Genomic DNA, 18,165 nt, shown 5'->3' on the forward strand with positions numbered 1-18,165 from the left:
TTATTTAAATAATATTCTTGCAACCTCTGATCGTAGAGCTTTTTTGAACCTCAGCATTCTAGCTTCGATTGTATTGTTAACTTCAATATCTCCATTTTTGGTTTTTACAACAGCTCCCCCAATGGTAGCTATGTTTTCTCCAATCTCTAAGGTTGTTTTAGTGCCAGTTTTTCCTTCAATATTTTTTTCAAGTGATGAAATTGCATCCTTGACTTTGGCAATGTCATCTGCTTTTAAGGATAATATTAAGTCTCCCCCACCAATTTCAATAGAAGCTTCTTCTATGATTTTTTTGAGAGATTCTTTGTATTCATTACTATCAGTAGATGCAATTTTCTTTAGTTCATCTTCGGCACGTTTAAATGCACCTTCTATTATTTCTTCTCTTGCCTCAAGCTCTGCTCTTCTGGAGTTCATTTTAGCTTCAGAGATGAGCTGTTGATATTTCATTGCGGACTGTTTATTGGCGTTTTCCAGGATCTTTTCTTTTTCTAAAACTGCTTCTTTTTCTCCTTCTTCAACAATAAGAGCAGCTTCTCTTTCAGCTTCTTGGATTATAACATCAGCCTTACTTTGCGCGTCAGAAATTATGCTTGAGACAATTTTATCTGCCCCAGAGTTCATTTAACTATCCTCCATGTATTCTGCCGAATACTTAAGCTCCCAGTAAGCTAGCACCTAACATTATCAATATAGCAACTAACAGACCGTATATAGCCTGAGTCTCTGATAATACTGCGAATATAAGACCCTGAGCAAACATGTCTTTGTCTTCTACTACTGCACCTACAGATGATGCTCCAGTGATACCCTGACCGATACCAGAACCAAGACCAGCAAATCCAATAGCTGCACCTGCACCTACTGCTGCTAATCCTGCAGCAACACTAATAGGTTTTGGTGTTCCACCAATTAACCCAGCACCTAACATTAACAGTATGGCAATTAACAGGCCGTATATAGCCTGAGTTTCTGCAAGTACTGCAAAGATAAGGCCCTGAGCAAACATGCCTTTATCTTCTGCAACTGCACCTACACCTCCAGCAGCTGCAATACCTTGTCCTAAACCTGATCCTAATCCAGCAAAACCTATAGCTACTCCCGCACCTATTGCTACTAATGCGGCACCTATTTCTAATACCATTTATTTACCTCCTAACGTAGTAATTTTTCTTTTTGTACGGAAAGCCCGGAATTTTTGACTCCCGCCGATGTAAAACTGACCAAAAAATTCAACATAATGTAAACGGAGAGCGTTGATAACTCCTCCAAAAGTCTGGAATGCGCCGTTAGCAATGTGTCCACCTATAAATACTATTGGTATAAGTATTAAACCAATATAAGGGATTCCACCTACTAAACCAACAAAAATGTTCACAGTCATGGCTATTCCACCTGTTGCAAGACCAAGAGCAAGCAGCCTTGCATATGATAGAATATTTCCAATCATTCCCATAAGATCCATGATTCCAAATGGTCCATTAACATATATGAACATGATAATGGCTATGATAGCAAGGGCTCCTCCTAAGTAGAGTAAAATTGAACTTAATCCTAACAAGAAAGATGCAGCTGCAAGACCAACACCTACAAATATCATTAGCCATGCTATTTGTTCTCCTAGTGCTTCTTTGGTTTTTCCAGCTACTAAATTGTTACGAGCTCCAATTATTAGCCCTATAATTGTGTAAATTACACCAACTGTTATGGCCATAATTAATATAGCGTCAGGATGCGCAAATGCATTGACGGCTTCTATAGTTCCAGGGACTGCAGCATTTGGATCTCCTACAATAAATTGACCATATAAGTTTCCTAGGAAACTATTTGTAATGAAACCAAGTATAACGGCCCATATACCACCTGTAACAAGAATAATACCCATGTTACGCATCATCTTATTTACTTTTCCAAGCCCAAGAATCAGAACTATACCAATTAAAGCATCTGCAATACCGTAACCTGCATCTGTAAGACAGAACCCGAAGAAAAATGGGAACATCAATGCAAGGAATATTGTTGGGTCTATTTCTTTATAACCTGGCGGTGAGTACATGTGTACGAACATCTCGTATGGTTTGGCAAAACGAGGGTTATCCAGATGAATTGGAATGTCGTCTCCTTCTTCAGGATCGGTTACTTCAATGATGGAGTAACCATCACTGGATTCCTTAATAATTTCAACAGCTTTATCTGCCTTTTTAACTGGAACCCATGCTTCTAACATTAAAGTTTTATTTGTTTCTCCAAAGAAAGAGAATATCTCATTTCTATTTTTTTCGATATCGAGCTGCTCTTTTAATACTAGGAGATCATCTTTCCATTTTCCCGCAATATCTGCAAGTTCATTCATTAATTGTGCTTTCTCATTATCAATTTCATTGATTCTGGATTCTGCACTTTGAATTATTGCAGCTGGTTTCCCGGAAAGTCCTGAAGTATTATACAACTCAAATTCGAATCTTCTTAGAAGAGCTGAAACTTTATTACCGTATTCTTTTAAAGTAACGACGATTAAGATCTTTGTATCTTCTTCGGCATCTTGCTCTAAAATCACGATCTGGTCTGTTATGGAAGCTGCTTCTTTTTTGAATTCTTCAAATTGAGCACTGGGCATTTTTCCAGCTATTGCAGAAGTATAATTTGTATCTTCTAAATCACTGAAATCAATATCAATATTTTGGAGTTTAGTTGCAATGTTAAGAGCGCTGTTAAGCTCATTTTTTTCTGAATCAATAACATTTATTTTATTTTCAATTGTTTTTGTTTGCCCTTCTACTTCCCCTAAAATAGATTCTGCACGCTCAATTAGAGCCTCAGTGCCTAAGTCTTCGACTTCTCTTTTTTCGGGTACTTTTGGGTTTATAAAGCCTACAATACTCTTAAGAATGCCGCCTTCTTTTCGTTCTGCGGATTTCAAAAAATCAACAATTCCAGTAGTCTTCATTTGAAGTGAAGATAGTTTACCCGTATAGGCCGTAGCCTTTGATGGTTTTAAAATTTGTTTCCATTCCGCATCCTGTTGAATGCGTTCGGAAATATCATGGATTTGAACTATCTCTTCTTCATGAAGAGCACTTACCACAGAATTAGAATAGGCATCTAAAGTGAGTATTTTAAGCTTTTTCATTCTCGCTGGCTTAAACATATTATCACTTTTTTTTAACTAACGAGAATAGGCCTATAGTATATTTTTAACTATAACGTCTACAGCTTCATCAACTTTACCTGCAGCCTGATTTTTAGTTTTATTTATTTTCTCGTCAGCTTCTTTTGATATTTGGAGAGTTTCTTTTTTAGCTTCATCTTCTGCTTTAAAGATTATATCACCAGTTTCTTCATGAGCTTCGTCTTTAGCTTTTTTAATAAGCACCTCTGCTTTTTCTTTCGCTTCTTCTTTCATTTTAGAGGATCTTTGCTTTGCATCCTCTATTAGTTTATCGGCATCATTTTCTGCCTTTTTAATTGTCGTAATAGCTTCAGATATCGACATCATTTTGAATCACCATGATGAACAAAACTCTATTTTCAGTTATATTTATCTTTTACTATTTAATTTTCCAAGGAATTTCTTTATAAATGAATATATAAAGGAGTATGTTACTTTTCATCCTCTTTTATTATCCTGCGTTCATCAATGCCGTCATAGTAAATCTCTTCTGTGTCGAATAATTTTCTGAAAGGAGCTTCTCTGGTTTGTTCTTCATATATATGCGCAACGAGAGCGGGAAGTCTCCCAATCATGAATATTCCAGTTCCAATAGTCCAATCGAAACCCATATCTGACAATATGCCTGCATTGGCCCCGTCGATATTCATTCTAATTCCTTTTTCTTCTAAAAGAATACTTTGAATTGTAAGTGCAAGTTCAGTGTGTATTCCTGAACATCCGTATTCTTTGGCAAGTTCTATAAGTTTGCGAGCCCGTGGATCTTCATTGTGGTATCTGTGGCCGAAACCAGGTATTTTATCTCCACTTTCTAAAAATTCATCTACCATTTCTCTGGCAGTTGCTTCTATGTCTCCATGTGATCGTTTAACGCCTTCTTGAAGTGTTTTCATGGCATTCTCTATGGCTCCTGCATGGTGTTTCCCAAAGGCTAAAAGCCCGCCTGAAACACAGGCGTGCATTGGAGATCCTGTAGATGCAATAATTCTTGCAGCCTGAGTACTTGGGGGTGTTACACTATGATCACAAAAGGAAGTTAAGACTGCCTCAAACATTTTGGATTCACTTTTGGGTGGTAATTCTCCTTTTATGAGCAAATAAACCATTTCAGGAAAAGATATATTTCCTATAAGATCCTCCTGCGGGTATCCTCTAGTTTTAAGTTTATTTGGTTCAACGCTTGTTATGCTGGTCTTCCATTTGGGATTACCAAGTTTAAGTAGGTTTTCTATTGTTTCTCTTCCAATTGCCATGATATATCACTCCAGAATTGAGGAATGGAGGAATACTGACGATCTCCGTGGTTCCACGCAGCAGCAGGGTCTCATAGATAAAATTCTAACACCGCTTGCCCTTTGTGGACCTATTTTAACAAAAGATCCGAGTGCAGTTACAGAACCGCCAATTCCAAGTGCCCCTACTTTAGAACTATTTATGGATTCTGTTATTTCCTCTTCTATTTTGGATTGTTCGTTTAAATTTCCGTATGCCATTGCTTTTATCATCAATGACGAAGCTTCAAAATGAGTTCTACCAATGCCTACGGAGGGGATGCATGGTGTGCACCCCAGCATTTTGACCTCTGATTTCATCCATGTTTTAACTTCATTAAATACTTTTCTATTATCCCTCTTATGGAAAACTCTATATGTGCTTGCCCTAATCTCGGGGCCTCCACCTAACATTAAAACATGAATATTCACACCATCTGCTTCAGTTTTATCAAGTATAAATGATGGAGGGGTGAGTTTTGCAGGATCAGTATACAGTCCTTTGCTCTGTTCTATCCGTTCAATACCATTGCCCCGTACGGCCATAGGTCTTGCAGGGAGTTCAGTAAGGCCTTTTTCTATTCCAAGTTTTATATCTTCGAAGAAATTTGCAGGTAGGCTGACATTTTCTCCAATTTCCACTAAAACATGCGGAATACCTGTATCATCACAAAGAGGAACTTTATTTTTATTTGCTATCTCTGCATTTTCTATGAGTAATTCAAGCATCCATGAAGTGTTTTCATTAGTTTCCATGTCAAGTGCTCTTTTATACGCATCAAATTGATCCTTCCTGAAAGTTGTACTTGCTTCAATTACTGCATCTCTGATTAAATTAATTATTTCCATCCAATAAACACTTCCTAAGTACAATTTTTAGCTAATTGAGTATATGCTTTAAATTCTAGATAATCTAAAATTATTTGGGGATTGCTAAGTCTGATGCGCCTTTCCCGGACATTACTGCATCATCATAGTATCTATTTATCATGTCTTGAACAAGTGAAACCTGCCTTATACGTTCTGCAGCTTGAGTTTCTGTTGTGTCCCATCCATGATGTCCAGCTACTGCTCCGCCTGTTTTGAGATAAACTGGCGCTGCATATTTTATCATATCCGGGACTTCGTAGTGTCTTATAAATCCGCCTGATGACTGGGGATTTTCTGTATGGAGATCGATAGAAATGTCAATTGCATTCCTTATTGATGCGATCATGGGTATCTGCAGATCTCTTACTGGATTAAATGAATCCGCTCCAATTTCTTGCAGTAACTTTGCAGAAGCAGGGTTTCCATGTCCTGTGTGGGCAGATACTTTAAAATGAGTATCCTTTGGGAGTTCACCTTCATCCCTCATTTTTCCAAGTGTCCAGAGAAGCCCCTCATCATAAACTACGATTCCTCTAACTCCTAGATCTACTGCTCTTTTAACATCTTCTATTGCATATACGAGGTTTTCATATCCCCTCAACCGGTAACCAATTCTCATGCCTTCTTTTGTTTTTGCAGATGCACTTGTATCATAGGTTGCACGCGGCCCAACGCTTAAGAAAAGTTCTACATTTGCATCTTGGGCGATGTCTATCATCTGTTCTATTTCATAATCTGTAAGGAGCATTATCCCTTTAGTCTGTGTTACCCTGTGGATTTCGACGCCATACTTATCTGTAGCGTCAATAAGGGCGGCCATTGCACCGGGTTTTTGAATCCCCGGAACTTCGAACCTGTACTGTGAACCATCTGGAAACCTCTTTTTTGATACTCTCAAATTATTATTTTCTATTCCAATAGTTTTAAGAAACTCTTTAGTCTGCATCATTATCACTTATCCTTCTCTATTAGCGTAATTTATTAATTTTAAATTTGAATATTTTATTTAGTCATTTTAAATTCATTATCCAGTGCAATCATCAATTCTTTCATGTTATAATTTTCTAAATTATTTATTATTTCTAAAATATCAGCAGATATTTCTGGATTCAACTCGATGAATTTTTCCATTAATTCATTCAAGGTAAACTGGTTTTCTGGTTCTCCTTTTGGTAAATCAACACATTCACTGTAGGAGTGATCTTCAGTTTGGATTATTACGTTTGATGATCTTTTATAAGGGTATGATTCATCCAGATTCTCATCACATTCGGTAACAATTTTACTGGAAATTTTTGCTATTTCATCATCTGTTTTCAAGTCATCAAGACTTAAATTTCCATTTCGCACCGCTATTGCAAGACTTACAGGTAAACTTTGCCTTATAGCTTCTTTTGTTTTTGGATCATAATTATCATGGTTTGCAGCAATTTTATATGTCTTAACGATTATTTTTTGTATATCATCTGTTTCGATACTGTTTTTATTTAAAATACAGAAAGCAGCATCGATTGTAGAGTGTAAATGTCTGCATACTGGGTATTTTTTGAAATATACATCCTGAATATGGAAATTTCCTATTTCCAGTTTCTTATTCTTAATATCACCATTTACCATTGCGGATATAAACCCTTCTTTTCCATCGATGATTGAGGAAGCGCCGGTAAATCCCTTTTTTGCAAGAAGCGCCGATAAAACTCCTGTATGTGCGGCTTTTCCTGCATGTAGATGTTTTCCCATTGATCCAGAATGGTCTGATTCTAAAAGACCAGCTGCCTGGGTTCCTGCAAGTCCGAGGGCATTTAATGTCTCTTTTTTGTCAAGGTTTAGTGCGTAGCATGCAGCAGCTGTAGCTCCAAACGTTCCACAGGTTCCAGTACTATGAAATCCTTTATTTCGATGTTCTGGGTTTACAAGAATTCCAAGGGAAATTGCAACTTCGTAGCCTGCAATGATTGAGTTTATAAATTCTTTTCCATTTTTGTTAGAGGCTTCACATGTTGACAATGCTGCAGGTATAACACAGGCTCCGGGATGCATCTGGGCAAATCTGTGTCCGTCATCTAAATCAAGGCAGTGTGCAGCTATCCCATTTGCAAGAGCAGAATCAAGAATATTGGCTTTTTTATGGCCAATGATAGTTGATTCACTGTCTTCTTTTACAATATTATTTATTGCAATTGAGCTTCTGGTTTTAGATCCCCTGAGGGTTACCCCTAAAAAGTCTAAAAAACAGAGTTTTGCCTGATCTATGGCTTGTTTAGGGACTTTTTTATGGTGGGTTCCAGTAATAAAATCTGTAAATTTTCCTGTTATCATTGATCGTAAATTCTAGGTTCATAAGATAAACTTTTTGATCCATTTACCAATCACATAATCTTAAAAAACTGTCAAATTGAAAAATCATATGTTAATACATGTTAAACTAGGGGAATAGTTTAAATAGTAAATAAAAAAAGGTCTAGATCATATGGATAATATAAATTAATATATTAATATTACTTTAAATAGTTAAATTCAATTTTACATTGGTTCTTATCCAATTCACTACTTCCATATATTATGATATTATATGCATTTGAACCAGAAAAGTGTATGATAATATTCATAGACAATCATATTTGGAATAACTTTTTATAGGATAAAATACAAATATTAAGCCAGAATGCGGACAGTAGATGATTGAATTAATTTGAGTGTGACACCCAGGTCAACTTAAGAATAATAAGTTGATATGATGTTCGTATATTGTCCTGTAACTTAAATAAACTGAGAAAGTGATAGTATGTCTGATCTTGAATTTACTAAAATATTGTTAGTTGAGGATAATCCGGCAGATATTCGTCTCTTTAAAGAAGCATTTAAAGAATCAAACTTTCAAAATGAATTTTATTCAGTTAAAAATAGCAGTGATGCCAATAATTTCTTAAATCGTCAGGAAAAATATACTAATGTCCCTAAACCGGATATAATATTACTTGATATCAATATACCTCCAACTGGAGGTTTTGATGTTTTAAAAAAAGTTAAAACAAATGATCATCTCAAATTAATCCCCGTGATAATCATTTCAGCATCCCGAAATGAAAGAGATATGTTATGTGCATATCACTATCATGCAAATGCGTTCATCGTCAAACCAAGCGACTATAATTCATTTATAAAGTTTTTTGACTCTCTTGGGGATTTCTGGATTAATTGGGCAAGACTGCCTGGTGAAATGGAAATTTAAATAAACTTTTAAAGGGTAAAAATGAATTATATCATTCTTACAAGTGGTTTACTTAAATGTCTCCTTGCAGAAGGAGGTACTTCATAGAATCCTTTTTTAATATTCCTTTTTACTTCAACAGTATCTTTAGTGCCGTCTCGTAATTTCGCACCACATCTGGGGCATTTATAACCTTTTCCATTTCCTGCAGATTTCATACGTTTTCCACATTCACAAAGGGGGTTTTTAGTTTCATAAATCTTTGCAATTTCTAGAATCTCGAATTTTTCTATGTTCAATGTTCCTTTCTCTCCAATTCCACCATATACCCTTACTTTATCGCCAGGGGCTAATTCCCGTACAATATCTCTAAACTCTTTGGTGGGCTCATAGGCAGCACATGGAATTTCACCAGATGTATCTTTTAAAGTAAATATAACATGGCCCCCTTCTCTAGTGTAAGGGAAGTCTTTAACAGTTCCTTCTATGATGTAGCATTTGAGCTTCTCCATGTCGGAAATTTCATCGATTTGTATAAGATGCATATCTGTGTGCTGGTTTGTTTCAAATACTCTGGCTTCTGCAATTTCTTCATAAACTTTTACCATTTTGCCTGCATTTAAGACTGCATCTGGGCTTTCGCCGCGTATTCCATATAAGATAGGACAGGGTGTATGAGGTTCAATTGCAACATAGCAGTTGTCAATATCTAAATTATCGAAAGTCTCAGGGTAAGTTGCTTTATTCATCTGACAAACAGATTCATGATCGATCCGTCTTTCTTTTCCATAATTTTGAGGCACTCTATATGCAAGTAATTCATAGGTTTTATCAGTAGTAGGGCATCCTATAGCTGCAAGTGCACCAATTATACCCCTGCCTTTTTTAAATTTGAAGAATTCGGCCCCTATTTTATTTGCAAATTCTTCAGCTTCTTCAATAGATATTATATTCCTTATGACTCTCATAGAATAAGATTTAAGCTCATCTGTAATTTCACCTTGATAAAATACAACACCAGGATTGGTTCTTTCATCGCCGAGTTCTGAGAGTTCTTCTACCTTTTTTAAAACTATTTCTTTAACTTTTTTAATATCTTCTTCTGATTCCACATTTAACCTGAACGATAAACCTCCATTTCCACGTGTTCTAAACATGGCAAACGGATTCAGACGTATTAAACGAGGATAGCCAATGATGTTGAAACCAAAATATTTAAGTTCATCAATTATAACACTACATATAAAAGTAGTGCACATTCCATCTTTGGAGTCTGTATCATCTATACCAATATACATAAAATTCACCTGACAATATACAATTACATAGATCTAATTCGGTGATCAAAATGCAAAGGGATCATATCTTAAGAGAAATAAACGAACTTTTAGCAAACCATAATTTTGAAACTTCTCACATATATGATAGAAGTTGTTTTGATATGGTCGCTCGAAAAAGATTGTTGTTGCTATTACTTAAAGTTTTAATCAATATAGATTCTTTTACCGGGCAGCAGGCAGAAGAAATAAAGAAGTTAGCAAGCACTTTTCTAGCATCTCCTCTAGTTGTGGGATTAAAATCTAAATACGAATATTTGGAAGAGGATGTTGTCTATGAAAGACATGGAATACCTGTAATTGCTCCCGAAACCCTGCGGAATATGATTACAGAAGAAATTTATCCTGAAGTATTTGCAGACCGCGGGGGATACTTCGTTCAGATAGATGGTGAAGCTGTTAAAGAAGCTAGAGAAAGAGAAAACCTTTCCCTCAAAGAACTAGCAGATAAAGCCCACGTTTCACGTGAAACTATATATAAATATGAGCGTGGACAGGTTAGGGCATCCCCTGAAACTGTGATAACCCTTGAAACTATTTTAAACATGAAAATCACACTTTCAGTTGATCTCTTTAAAGTTCCAGAAGCTGAAAAAGAGGTCATCACCGAAAAAACACCAAAAGAGTTAATTAAATTAGGTTTTGGAATTATTCCGACCAGTAAAACTCCTTTCGACGCACTCACAACCAGTGACCCTCAATTAAAGGAAAAGATCGCCATGATGACCAATATGGAAAAAAACAGGAACCAAAAGATTCTGGAAAAAATGGCGGTAAATGTTAAAGACCTTGCAGGTGTAACTGGAACAGATGCAGTATTCATCTTAAAGAATAAAAAACCTTTAAGCTGTATTGAAGGTGTCCCAGCCGTTCACAGCTGGGAAATGAGCGAAATGGAAAGCCGCGGTGAATTCTTGAAGATCATCAGAGAGCGGAAAGAAGAATGTAACTAACAACTTTTTTTTTAAAAAAAGGATTGATCAAAAAAATCCCTCGAAAATCGAAGATTTTCGGGGCATCAAAAACCTTTGGTTTTTGAAAGCCTCGCGAAAAAACAGAGTTTTTTCGCTGCGGAGAAAAGGGTTCAATTATTTTTCATATTTTTTTAAAAAGAAATCAATTTTATCCACAAATAAATCCAAACCAAAAAATAAAAATTTTTAGGGCTACTTGTTTTTAAGCAGGCCAAAAGTCTCTTCAGCTTCAGCTTCAGAGGCAATTCCCACAGTCATTAAATCAACATAATCCAGTGTTTTCAAGAAGTCAAAGGCATCACCAGGAGTAAGTATTCCCGCAGCCATAGTCTGCATTGCAATGATTGTTTTATTTAATTTAATGATTATATCTCTAAATTCAGCACGCTCTTTAGCTATAAACACGTCAGTATCCATTAAATATCCCAGTTTATTTACTGGGACCATATAAATATCAAATAAGTCTAGTATAGGTGATTCTAAAAGATTTCTTGTTGTATTGAAAGGCTTGCGTGTTGTAAGCCCTGGAACAGTCCCTGTCTCTTTGATATCTTCAAGTTTTTCAGCTAAAAAATCGTAATTCAAACTGTCAGTAGCTGTATCATGAAGAATCATAGCGCTTGCTCCAAGCCGGGATAGAAGTTCTATATCTTCATTTTCACAGTCAAGTCTTACAGTTCCAACAATATTAAAATCATAACCTTCATCTGCGGCCCAGTTAATGGCTTTTACTACAGGTTCATAAGGTATAAGCTGAATACCTGTAATTCCAAGTTCATGTGATTTTTTAAGTATTTTAAGTATATTTTCTGGTTTGTCATAAAGGTCTAACTGGTATAATCTGGATCTATGCCCAAAATGAGCTGCCCCTATAAATGGGGAAGTTCCAAGAAGGGTTCTTGGTATTTCCCTGTCGTTGATTGTAATAGTTCCCTCAAACATTTTTATCCCAAATTTACTCCTTTTCCACTGTTACTGCAGTTCCGTAGGCTAAAATTTCCTGCATCACGTCTGAAATGTCATTTGAATCAAAACGCACACTTATTACAGCATTGGCTCCCATTGATTGTGCATGACGTATCATTCTGCGTAAAGCTTCATCTCTTGTATCTTCCATCATTTTAACATATTCTTTTATTTCCCCACCAAACATGGAACGCAGTCCAGCACCTATTTGTCCGCCAAGACCTCTACTTCTTACAGTTAGTCCATATACAAAACCGTGAGTTTTAACAGCTTTGTATCCAGGTACGTAGTTTGAACTTACCACAATGAATTCATTTACATCCATATTTTTTGCCTCCCTCTAACAGTGAACTAACTATTTATTATTGTGCTTAAAATAGTTTTTGAATATCGTTGAACTGTTCTCCCATCCATTTATATACATCATAGTGATAGATAGTATTTTTAAGTCCATTTAAACGCTTTTTACGTTGGTCATGTTTCATTGTAACGGCTTTATAAATGGCATCAGCTGTTTCTGTAATATCAAGTGCATTTATATTAATTGCATTTTCTTTAAGTTCATCGTAAGCTCCTGTGGTTTCAGATATTATTAAAACACCATTATTTTCATTTAAAGTGCTCCCTTCTTTAGGGACGATGTTCATTCCATCATTAATTGAATTTATTAAAAGGCAGTCATAGTTTTTAAGTGCAGCAGTTACAAGTGAATATTCAGCATCAAAATGAGGAACTATAGGTTTCCACCCATTTTTAGAATATTTTTCATTGATTTCAGTGATTATATTATTTACATTAGTTTTATAATCCGCGTATTCTTTCACGTTCTCTCTGGTTGTCACCCCAGTTATGAAAAATGTGACTTTGCCTTTAAATTCGGGGTGCTTTTGGAAAAAAAGGTCATATGCTTTAAAACCTCTTATAATATTTTTACTGGGATCCGTTCTTTCAGTTCTGTAAATTAAAAAGTTATTTCCCTTGATTTTTTTTACATACTGCTCCTGTTTTAAAACTTCATTGGATTTTGCAAATTCATTTAGCTTTTTAATGTCTACAGAAATAGGATAGTTCTTTACAAAGGTCTCACGGCCATTATAATGCACTATATTATTTTTAAAGTCTACTTCCTCCGCATATTTTTCACATGTCATGAGAAAATTCTTAACATATTTTTTAGTATGAAAACCAAGGTGATTATTAGATAAAAGCCCTTCTATAATGGCTTTACTAATGTATCGTGGATATATATTAAAATAATCTGGATGGGGCCATGGAATGTGTATGAACTGACTCAAAAAAATATCATCAAACTTTTCACGGATATATGTTGGACATGTTTGCAGATGGGTATCTTGAAGCATTATTAAAGGTTCTTTATTTGATGAATTCACTTCTTTAATTATTTTTTCTGCAAATTTCTGGTTTACATATTGATAGCTCTGCCAGGCATGATGTAAGCTGTCATCAATTTCAGGAGTATAGGTTAAATTCCATAAATAGTGGTGTATAAACCATAAAAATGGGTTATGAAAAGAATTATAGAATTCATAGTATTTTTCTTTGTCTAACATAATAAATTGAACATTCAACTTTGGCTTTTCTAAGGGAAAGGGTATTCTATTTTCTGGAAATCTGCCAGCCATTTCCATATCTGCATTGGTCATGGCACTTGCAACCCATGTACCCCCTGTTTTCTCCATAAATGGAAGTAAAGTAGGAACTATTCCTCCTGCCCCTATTTTCATCTCTATTCTGCATTTAACATCATAAAAAAATTCTATAGGTCCTCGATTGGATGCTATGATTAAATTTTTATCCTCAAGAAACTTTTTTATGCACTTATCTGAAGTTGATATGTTAATTTCCTCCTGATGTAGTTATATTAAACGTTCATATTGGATATATGAATTTTGTTTTGTATTAAATTGTAATTTTAGCTATGTAGAATAATTTGCAGTGTAATCTGCATTAATTCTATGATAACTGCACTACTTTCAAGTCATGAACGTTGTTAAAAAAACTTTTTTTATTAATATATGTTTTAAGAATTTATATTTATTTTGATTTTTTGAACTCAAAAGAAGATTTACAGTAAAAAACAAGCTTAAAATGCTGTTATTTAAAGTAATTATTTTCAAATAAATTAAGATAAGTTAAAAATAAGAATTTATTACAAAATTAGAACATATATAATTTAAAATAGATTACGAATATCGTTAAACTGTTCTTGCATCCAGATATAAACATTTCTTTCCCTGACAGTTTTTTTAAGCCCTTCAATAAGTCTTTGTCGTTCATGTTTGCTCATCATAATGGCCCGATAAATTGCATCTGCTGTTTGGCTGATATCATAAGCATTCACAATGATAGAATAATCTTTAAGCTCTTCATAGGAACCTGCACCATTTGACATTATTAAAACACCATTATTTTCATTTACTACGGGTCCTTCTTTGGCAACGATATTCATACCATCTACAATGGGGTTTACAAGTAAACAATCATAATGTTTAAAGGCCGCAGTTACAAGCCCATAGTCTGCCTTAAAAATCTGTTTAATTGGCACCCAACTATCTTTGGAATACCTTTCATTTATTGAATCAATTATTCTGTAAGATTCATCTCTATAATCACAGTATTCCTTTATCTGCTGTCTTGTAGGCATCCCAGTTGATAGAAATATCACTTTTCCATGAAATTCAGGGTGCTTCTGTAAAAATAGTTCATATGCTTTAAATCCACGGATTATATTTTTACTTAAGTCGGCCCTATCAGTTCTATATAATAAAAAATTGTCTCCCTTAATTTTTTTAATTAATTCCTCTTTTTTTATTACTTCTGGGCTTTTTGCATTTTCTATGAGTTTTTTATCATCAACGGATATTGGATAATTCTTTACAAAAATTCTACGCCCTTCGTACCATATTGTATCTGTTTTGTAATCTACTTTATCTACGTACGGTTCGCAGGTATATAGAAAATTCCGGGCGTATTTTTCCAGATGAAATCCAATTATGTCATTGGATAACAGCCCTTTAATAATGGCTTCCTGCATATACTCTGGAAGAATACTAAAATATTCGGATTGAGGCCAGGGAATATGGATAAAATGGCTTAAAAAAATATCACCAAGTTTTTCTCGTATATAACTGGGACATGTATATAAATGATAATCCTGAAGCATAATTAGAGGTTTTTTTTCACTTAATTTCACTTCTTCTATAATTCTCTCTGCAAACTGTTGGTTTACATATACATAACTGTCATGCCATGCTTTATGGATATTGTCATCAATTTCTGGCATATAAGGTGTATTCCACATGTAGTGCTGCACAAACCAGATGAGAGGGTTGCTTATTACACTGTAATAATCTTTATATATTTCTGGATCCACAACAACAAAAGAAACACAAAAATCAGGATTATCTTCGGGAATTGGCACCATGCATTTCTTATGCTCTGCTGCTATTTTTCTATCTCCCTCAGTCATGGCGCTTGCAACCCATGATCCCTTAACACGGGTCATAAATGGAAGTAGAGTAGATACTAATCCTCCTCCTCCCCTTTTCATTTCAGTTTTTCCTTCTTTAATATGAAATTCAACGGGCCCTCTATTTGATGCAACAATTAAATTTTTATCTTCTAAGAATTGGTTTATCTGTTCTTGAGTATCATATGTAATTTTATCCCCTCAATTAATAAATTTTATGTATTATTTAATACTCTGTAACAACAGATTTAAATTTATTTTCATTTAAATAAAATAGGAGATACAATAATTTAAAGGGAGGATTTTAGAAATTTGGGAATTAAAGAAGGTCATTATTAAATGATGATAATATTTTACTTAATTTCATTAAAGGTTATTGAATTTTATACTAATTAGTTTAAATCATAAACAACAAAACTTATAATAATAGATATATTTAAATTAAATCCTCAATAGTTTAAATTTATTTATATATATTGTACAGTAGTGATTCTATTAGTTTAGGCTCATGCTGTGATCATGTGAAGAATGTTATTTAGTTAATAAGTGATTTGCTTAAATTTTTAAACTTTTTTCATTCATAATTCATATGAAAATTATAGTTACATTTGCACAATGGCAAATTATAAAATAGATATGCGGCTGGTGAAATAATGGATAAGATGAAGGTAATCATAGCTGATCAAATAAATGAAAAAGGAATTAAAGAGCTTGAAGATGTGGCAGATGTTGTAGTAAACACTTCCATAACTCAAGAAGAGCTCATAAAAGAAATTAAAGATTTTGATGCTATTATTGTTAGAAGTAGAACCAAAGTAACTCGTGCTGTAATAGAAGCAGCAGAAAAGCTTAAAATTATAGCGAGAGCAGGTGTTGGTGTAGACAACGTTGATATGGCTGCTGCTACAGAAAAAGGAATAATGGTAGTTAATGCGCCGGAATCAACCTCTATAACTGTTGCAGAGCACACAATGGGACTTATAATGGCACTTATAAGGAAAATTTCAATTGCAGATAAGTCCGTAAAAGAAGGAAGATGGGAAAAAAGCAAATTCATGGGTATAGAACTGAATGGTAAAACCCTTGGTATTATAGGCTTAGGGAGAATTGGAACCCAGGTTTCCATAAGGGCAAAAGCATTTGGAATGGAAATTCTTGTTTACGACCCATACGTAACTGAAGAAGCAGGAGCAGAAATAGGAGTTAGAGTTGTAGACCTCGAATACTTACTTAAAAATTCAGATGTCATGACAATACACGTTCCACTTACTCCTGAGACAAAACATCTCATATCCAAAAAAGAATTTGAAATGATGAAAGAAAATGCTTTCATAGTAAACTGTGCACGGGGAGGTATAATAAACGAAGATGACCTCTATGAAGCACTCAAAAATAATATAATTGGTGGGGCAGGACTTGATGTGTTCGAAACAGAACCTCCAAAAGACAGTCCTCTTTTAACACTTGATAATATAGTTGTAACTCCTCACATTGCAGCATCAACTAAAGAAGCACAAAGAGATGCCGCAATAATCGTTGCAAACGAAGTTAAGAAAGTTTTTATGGGTGAAGCACCTAAAAACGTTTTAAACATGCCAGTTTTAGATCCAGAAACATTTCACGCCATAAAACCATATTTAAAACTTTCTGAAAAATTAGCTAATTTCTTAATTCAGGCTGCAAAAGGCAACATAACTGAAGTTAATATAACCTACTGCGGAGAACTAGCTGACTTCCCACGGGTAGACGTAATAAGCCGGACAATTTTAAAAGAAACATTAAATTCCATACTTACTGAACCTGTAAACATGATCAATGCACCTACCATTGCTAAAAACAGGGGCATTGTCATCACAGAAAGTAAAAGAAGCGAAGCAGAAGGATATAAAAGCCTTATAAAAATTGAAATTAAGAGCGATGAAGGCGAACTAAGCATTGAAGGTAATGCTACAAGAGAGCCAAGGATTGTAAGGATTGACAAATATTGGGTCAACGTAAAACCTGAGGGAACAATGGTAATAGCCAGATACAAAGATATTCCGGGAAGTATAGGTACCATTGGAACAAAACTGGGCGAACACGGAATAAACATAGCTAAAATGCAGGTCGGTAGACAGGCACCTAGCGAAGAAGCTGTAATGGTTCTAACAGTGGATCAAAAGGTTCCAGTAGATGTAATTGATGAAATCAGGGCATTAGAGCATGTTTATGATGCGGTATATGTCCAGTTATAATACATCAACGATCAAAAAATAGATAATTAAATTATTTATTTCTATTTTTTCTCATTTTTAAGCTTGATTAAACTAATTTTCAAACCACAAAATCAGAATGAATATTTATTTTTAAATTATCCTGTAATCTGCCATATTACCAAAGGAATCATAAGCCCTGATACTTTCACGGTCATAAGGCTCTGCAATTATCATGTGGAAAAATCCTTTTGATGCAAAAAAATTCAGATCTGCATCAGATGGGCTAGCACTAGGGCCCGGATGGCTGTGAACAGATCCCACTGAATTGGTGCTTAAAGGCTGCATGAATACCTGCATTACAGCACCTTCCTGAGAAGTTTCAACTGGAAGAAATACTAAACCAGTTATCTTAAGTATTTTTTCTTTTACTTTTCCCTCTAAAAGTGCCATGAACTCGTTAGGATATGCCTCCTTTGAAATATTTATTATTTCATCTATAACTTGACTTTCCACATGCACTTCTTCAAACTGGTACTTAGACGTTCCAAGAAGTTTCCCAAGTAAATTATTCAGCTTCATTTTATCAGGTTTAAAGTTTTATAAATTATTTATTTTAACAAAATCACAATCATTTTTATCTGTTGTATAATTTATAGTTGAAATTTTTATGCAACATGAAAAT

17 protein-coding genes are annotated in these 18,165 nt (G+C 34.7%); 3 read left to right on the forward strand and 14 right to left on the reverse strand.

Annotated elements, in window-relative coordinates; all coding sequences use genetic code 11:
* The 8 genes from ASJ80_RS12270 to ASJ80_RS12305 form a co-directional block, all read right to left on the reverse strand.
* The gene (locus ASJ80_RS12270) at positions 1 to 624 is read right to left on the reverse strand and encodes a V-type proton ATPase subunit E (protein WP_069583872.1); all 624 of its coding nucleotides are present in this window, start codon (positions 622 to 624) and stop codon (positions 1 to 3) included.
* Between the two features lie 31 nt (positions 625 to 655).
* Positions 656 to 1,144 carry a V-type ATP synthase subunit K gene (locus ASJ80_RS12275; protein ID WP_069583871.1) on the reverse strand — a complete coding sequence of 163 codons (489 nt, stop codon included), beginning with the start codon at positions 1,142 to 1,144 and terminating at the stop codon, positions 656 to 658.
* Complete coding sequence (locus ASJ80_RS12280; RefSeq protein ID WP_069583870.1) at positions 1,145 to 3,148, reverse strand: V-type ATP synthase subunit I; 2,004 nt, start codon at positions 3,146 to 3,148, stop codon at positions 1,145 to 1,147.
* 33 nt (positions 3,149 to 3,181) lie between these two features.
* On the reverse strand, positions 3,182 to 3,496 hold the full coding sequence (ahaH, locus tag ASJ80_RS12285) for an ATP synthase archaeal subunit H (RefSeq protein WP_069583869.1): 315 nt from the start codon (positions 3,494 to 3,496) through the stop codon (positions 3,182 to 3,184).
* Between the two features lie 104 nt (positions 3,497 to 3,600).
* Positions 3,601 to 4,422 (reverse strand): citryl-CoA lyase, encoded by an 822-nt coding sequence (locus ASJ80_RS12290; RefSeq protein ID WP_069583868.1) that lies wholly within the window; start codon positions 4,420 to 4,422, stop codon positions 3,601 to 3,603.
* Positions 4,423 to 4,428: 6 nt separating this feature from the next.
* Positions 4,429 to 5,289, reverse strand: a complete 861-nt coding sequence (locus ASJ80_RS12295) for a fumarate hydratase (protein ID WP_069583866.1) — start codon at positions 5,287 to 5,289, stop codon at positions 4,429 to 4,431.
* Between the two features lie 70 nt (positions 5,290 to 5,359).
* A complete protein-coding gene (locus ASJ80_RS12300) occupies positions 5,360 to 6,259 on the reverse strand; it encodes a peptidase (protein ID WP_069583865.1) in 900 nt (299 codons plus the stop codon).
* A 53-nt stretch (positions 6,260 to 6,312) separates the two neighbouring features.
* Positions 6,313 to 7,629 carry an MmgE/PrpD family protein gene (locus ASJ80_RS12305; protein WP_069583863.1) on the reverse strand — a complete coding sequence of 439 codons (1,317 nt, stop codon included), beginning with the start codon at positions 7,627 to 7,629 and terminating at the stop codon, positions 6,313 to 6,315.
* 466 nt (positions 7,630 to 8,095) lie between these two features.
* Between ASJ80_RS12305 and ASJ80_RS12310 the strand changes: the two genes are divergently transcribed.
* On the forward strand, positions 8,096 to 8,542 hold the full coding sequence (locus ASJ80_RS12310; RefSeq protein WP_069583862.1) for a response regulator: 447 nt from the start codon (positions 8,096 to 8,098) through the stop codon (positions 8,540 to 8,542).
* Positions 8,543 to 8,568: 26 nt separating this feature from the next.
* Here the strand turns inward: ASJ80_RS12310 and ASJ80_RS12315 are convergent, their stop codons facing one another.
* Positions 8,569 to 9,819 carry a tRNA(Ile)(2)-agmatinylcytidine synthase gene (locus ASJ80_RS12315; protein ID WP_069583860.1) on the reverse strand — a complete coding sequence of 417 codons (1,251 nt, stop codon included), beginning with the start codon at positions 9,817 to 9,819 and terminating at the stop codon, positions 8,569 to 8,571.
* Between the two features lie 50 nt (positions 9,820 to 9,869).
* Between ASJ80_RS12315 and ASJ80_RS12320 the strand changes: the two genes are divergently transcribed.
* Positions 9,870 to 10,811: a transcriptional regulator gene (locus ASJ80_RS12320; protein ID WP_069583859.1), complete on the forward strand. Its 942-nt coding sequence runs from the start codon at positions 9,870 to 9,872 to the stop codon at positions 10,809 to 10,811.
* 213 nt (positions 10,812 to 11,024) lie between these two features.
* Here the strand turns inward: ASJ80_RS12320 and ASJ80_RS12325 are convergent, their stop codons facing one another.
* The 4 genes from ASJ80_RS12325 to ASJ80_RS12340 form a co-directional block, all read right to left on the reverse strand.
* Complete coding sequence (locus ASJ80_RS12325; RefSeq protein ID WP_069583857.1) at positions 11,025 to 11,774, reverse strand: aldo-keto reductase family protein; 750 nt, start codon at positions 11,772 to 11,774, stop codon at positions 11,025 to 11,027.
* A gap of 13 nt (positions 11,775 to 11,787) precedes the next feature.
* On the reverse strand, positions 11,788 to 12,123 hold the full coding sequence (locus tag ASJ80_RS12330) for a heavy metal-binding domain-containing protein (RefSeq protein ID WP_069583856.1): 336 nt from the start codon (positions 12,121 to 12,123) through the stop codon (positions 11,788 to 11,790).
* 46 nt (positions 12,124 to 12,169) lie between these two features.
* Positions 12,170 to 13,660, reverse strand: coding sequence for an alpha,alpha-trehalose-phosphate synthase (UDP-forming) (locus ASJ80_RS12335; protein ID WP_338036875.1), 1,491 nt, complete (start codon positions 13,658 to 13,660; stop codon positions 12,170 to 12,172).
* A gap of 332 nt (positions 13,661 to 13,992) precedes the next feature.
* A complete protein-coding gene (locus tag ASJ80_RS12340; protein WP_069583854.1) occupies positions 13,993 to 15,480 on the reverse strand; it encodes an alpha,alpha-trehalose-phosphate synthase (UDP-forming) in 1,488 nt (495 codons plus the stop codon).
* Positions 15,481 to 15,950: 470 nt separating this feature from the next.
* On the opposite strand from ASJ80_RS12340, the gene serA reads away from it, so the two are divergent.
* A complete protein-coding gene (gene serA / locus ASJ80_RS12345) occupies positions 15,951 to 17,522 on the forward strand; it encodes a phosphoglycerate dehydrogenase (protein WP_069583921.1) in 1,572 nt (523 codons plus the stop codon).
* A gap of 111 nt (positions 17,523 to 17,633) precedes the next feature.
* On the opposite strand, the gene ASJ80_RS12350 is transcribed toward serA, so the two are convergent.
* Positions 17,634 to 18,062, reverse strand: a complete 429-nt coding sequence (locus ASJ80_RS12350) for a Mov34/MPN/PAD-1 family protein (protein WP_069583853.1) — start codon at positions 18,060 to 18,062, stop codon at positions 17,634 to 17,636.
* Positions 18,063 to 18,165: the final 103 nt, after the last annotated feature.

The sequence above is a fragment of the Methanobacterium bryantii genome, from assembly GCF_002287175.1.
Lineage (GTDB): Archaea > Methanobacteriota > Methanobacteria > Methanobacteriales > Methanobacteriaceae > Methanobacterium_D > Methanobacterium_D bryantii.

Excerpts from the sequence above, each read along its gene's own strand:
- serA (WP_069583921.1), top strand. The coding sequence starts at position 15,951 with ATGAAGGTAATCATAGCTGATCAAATAAATGAAAAAGGAATTAAAGAG.
- ASJ80_RS12290 (WP_069583868.1), bottom strand. The coding sequence starts at position 4,422 with ATGGCAATTGGAAGAGAAACAATAGAAAACCTACTTAAACTTGGTAAT.
- ASJ80_RS12315 (WP_069583860.1), bottom strand. The coding sequence starts at position 9,819 with ATGTATATTGGTATAGATGATACAGACTCCAAAGATGGAATGTGCACT.
- ahaH (WP_069583869.1), bottom strand. The coding sequence starts at position 3,496 with ATGATGTCGATATCTGAAGCTATTACGACAATTAAAAAGGCAGAAAAT.
- ASJ80_RS12310 (WP_069583862.1), top strand. The coding sequence starts at position 8,096 with ATGTCTGATCTTGAATTTACTAAAATATTGTTAGTTGAGGATAATCCG.
- ASJ80_RS12300 (WP_069583865.1), bottom strand. The coding sequence starts at position 6,259 with ATGATGCAGACTAAAGAGTTTCTTAAAACTATTGGAATAGAAAATAAT.
- ASJ80_RS12330 (WP_069583856.1), bottom strand. The coding sequence starts at position 12,123 with ATGGATGTAAATGAATTCATTGTGGTAAGTTCAAACTACGTACCTGGA.
- ASJ80_RS12325 (WP_069583857.1), bottom strand. The coding sequence starts at position 11,774 with ATGTTTGAGGGAACTATTACAATCAACGACAGGGAAATACCAAGAACC.
- ASJ80_RS12350 (WP_069583853.1), bottom strand. The coding sequence starts at position 18,062 with ATGAAGCTGAATAATTTACTTGGGAAACTTCTTGGAACGTCTAAGTAC.
- ASJ80_RS12305 (WP_069583863.1), bottom strand. The coding sequence starts at position 7,629 with ATGATAACAGGAAAATTTACAGATTTTATTACTGGAACCCACCATAAA.
- ASJ80_RS12275 (WP_069583871.1), bottom strand. The coding sequence starts at position 1,144 with ATGGTATTAGAAATAGGTGCCGCATTAGTAGCAATAGGTGCGGGAGTA.
- ASJ80_RS12280 (WP_069583870.1), bottom strand. The coding sequence starts at position 3,148 with ATGTTTAAGCCAGCGAGAATGAAAAAGCTTAAAATACTCACTTTAGAT.
- ASJ80_RS12270 (WP_069583872.1), bottom strand. The coding sequence starts at position 624 with ATGAACTCTGGGGCAGATAAAATTGTCTCAAGCATAATTTCTGACGCG.
- ASJ80_RS12295 (WP_069583866.1), bottom strand. The coding sequence starts at position 5,289 with ATGGAAATAATTAATTTAATCAGAGATGCAGTAATTGAAGCAAGTACA.
- ASJ80_RS12320 (WP_069583859.1), top strand. The coding sequence starts at position 9,870 with ATGCAAAGGGATCATATCTTAAGAGAAATAAACGAACTTTTAGCAAAC.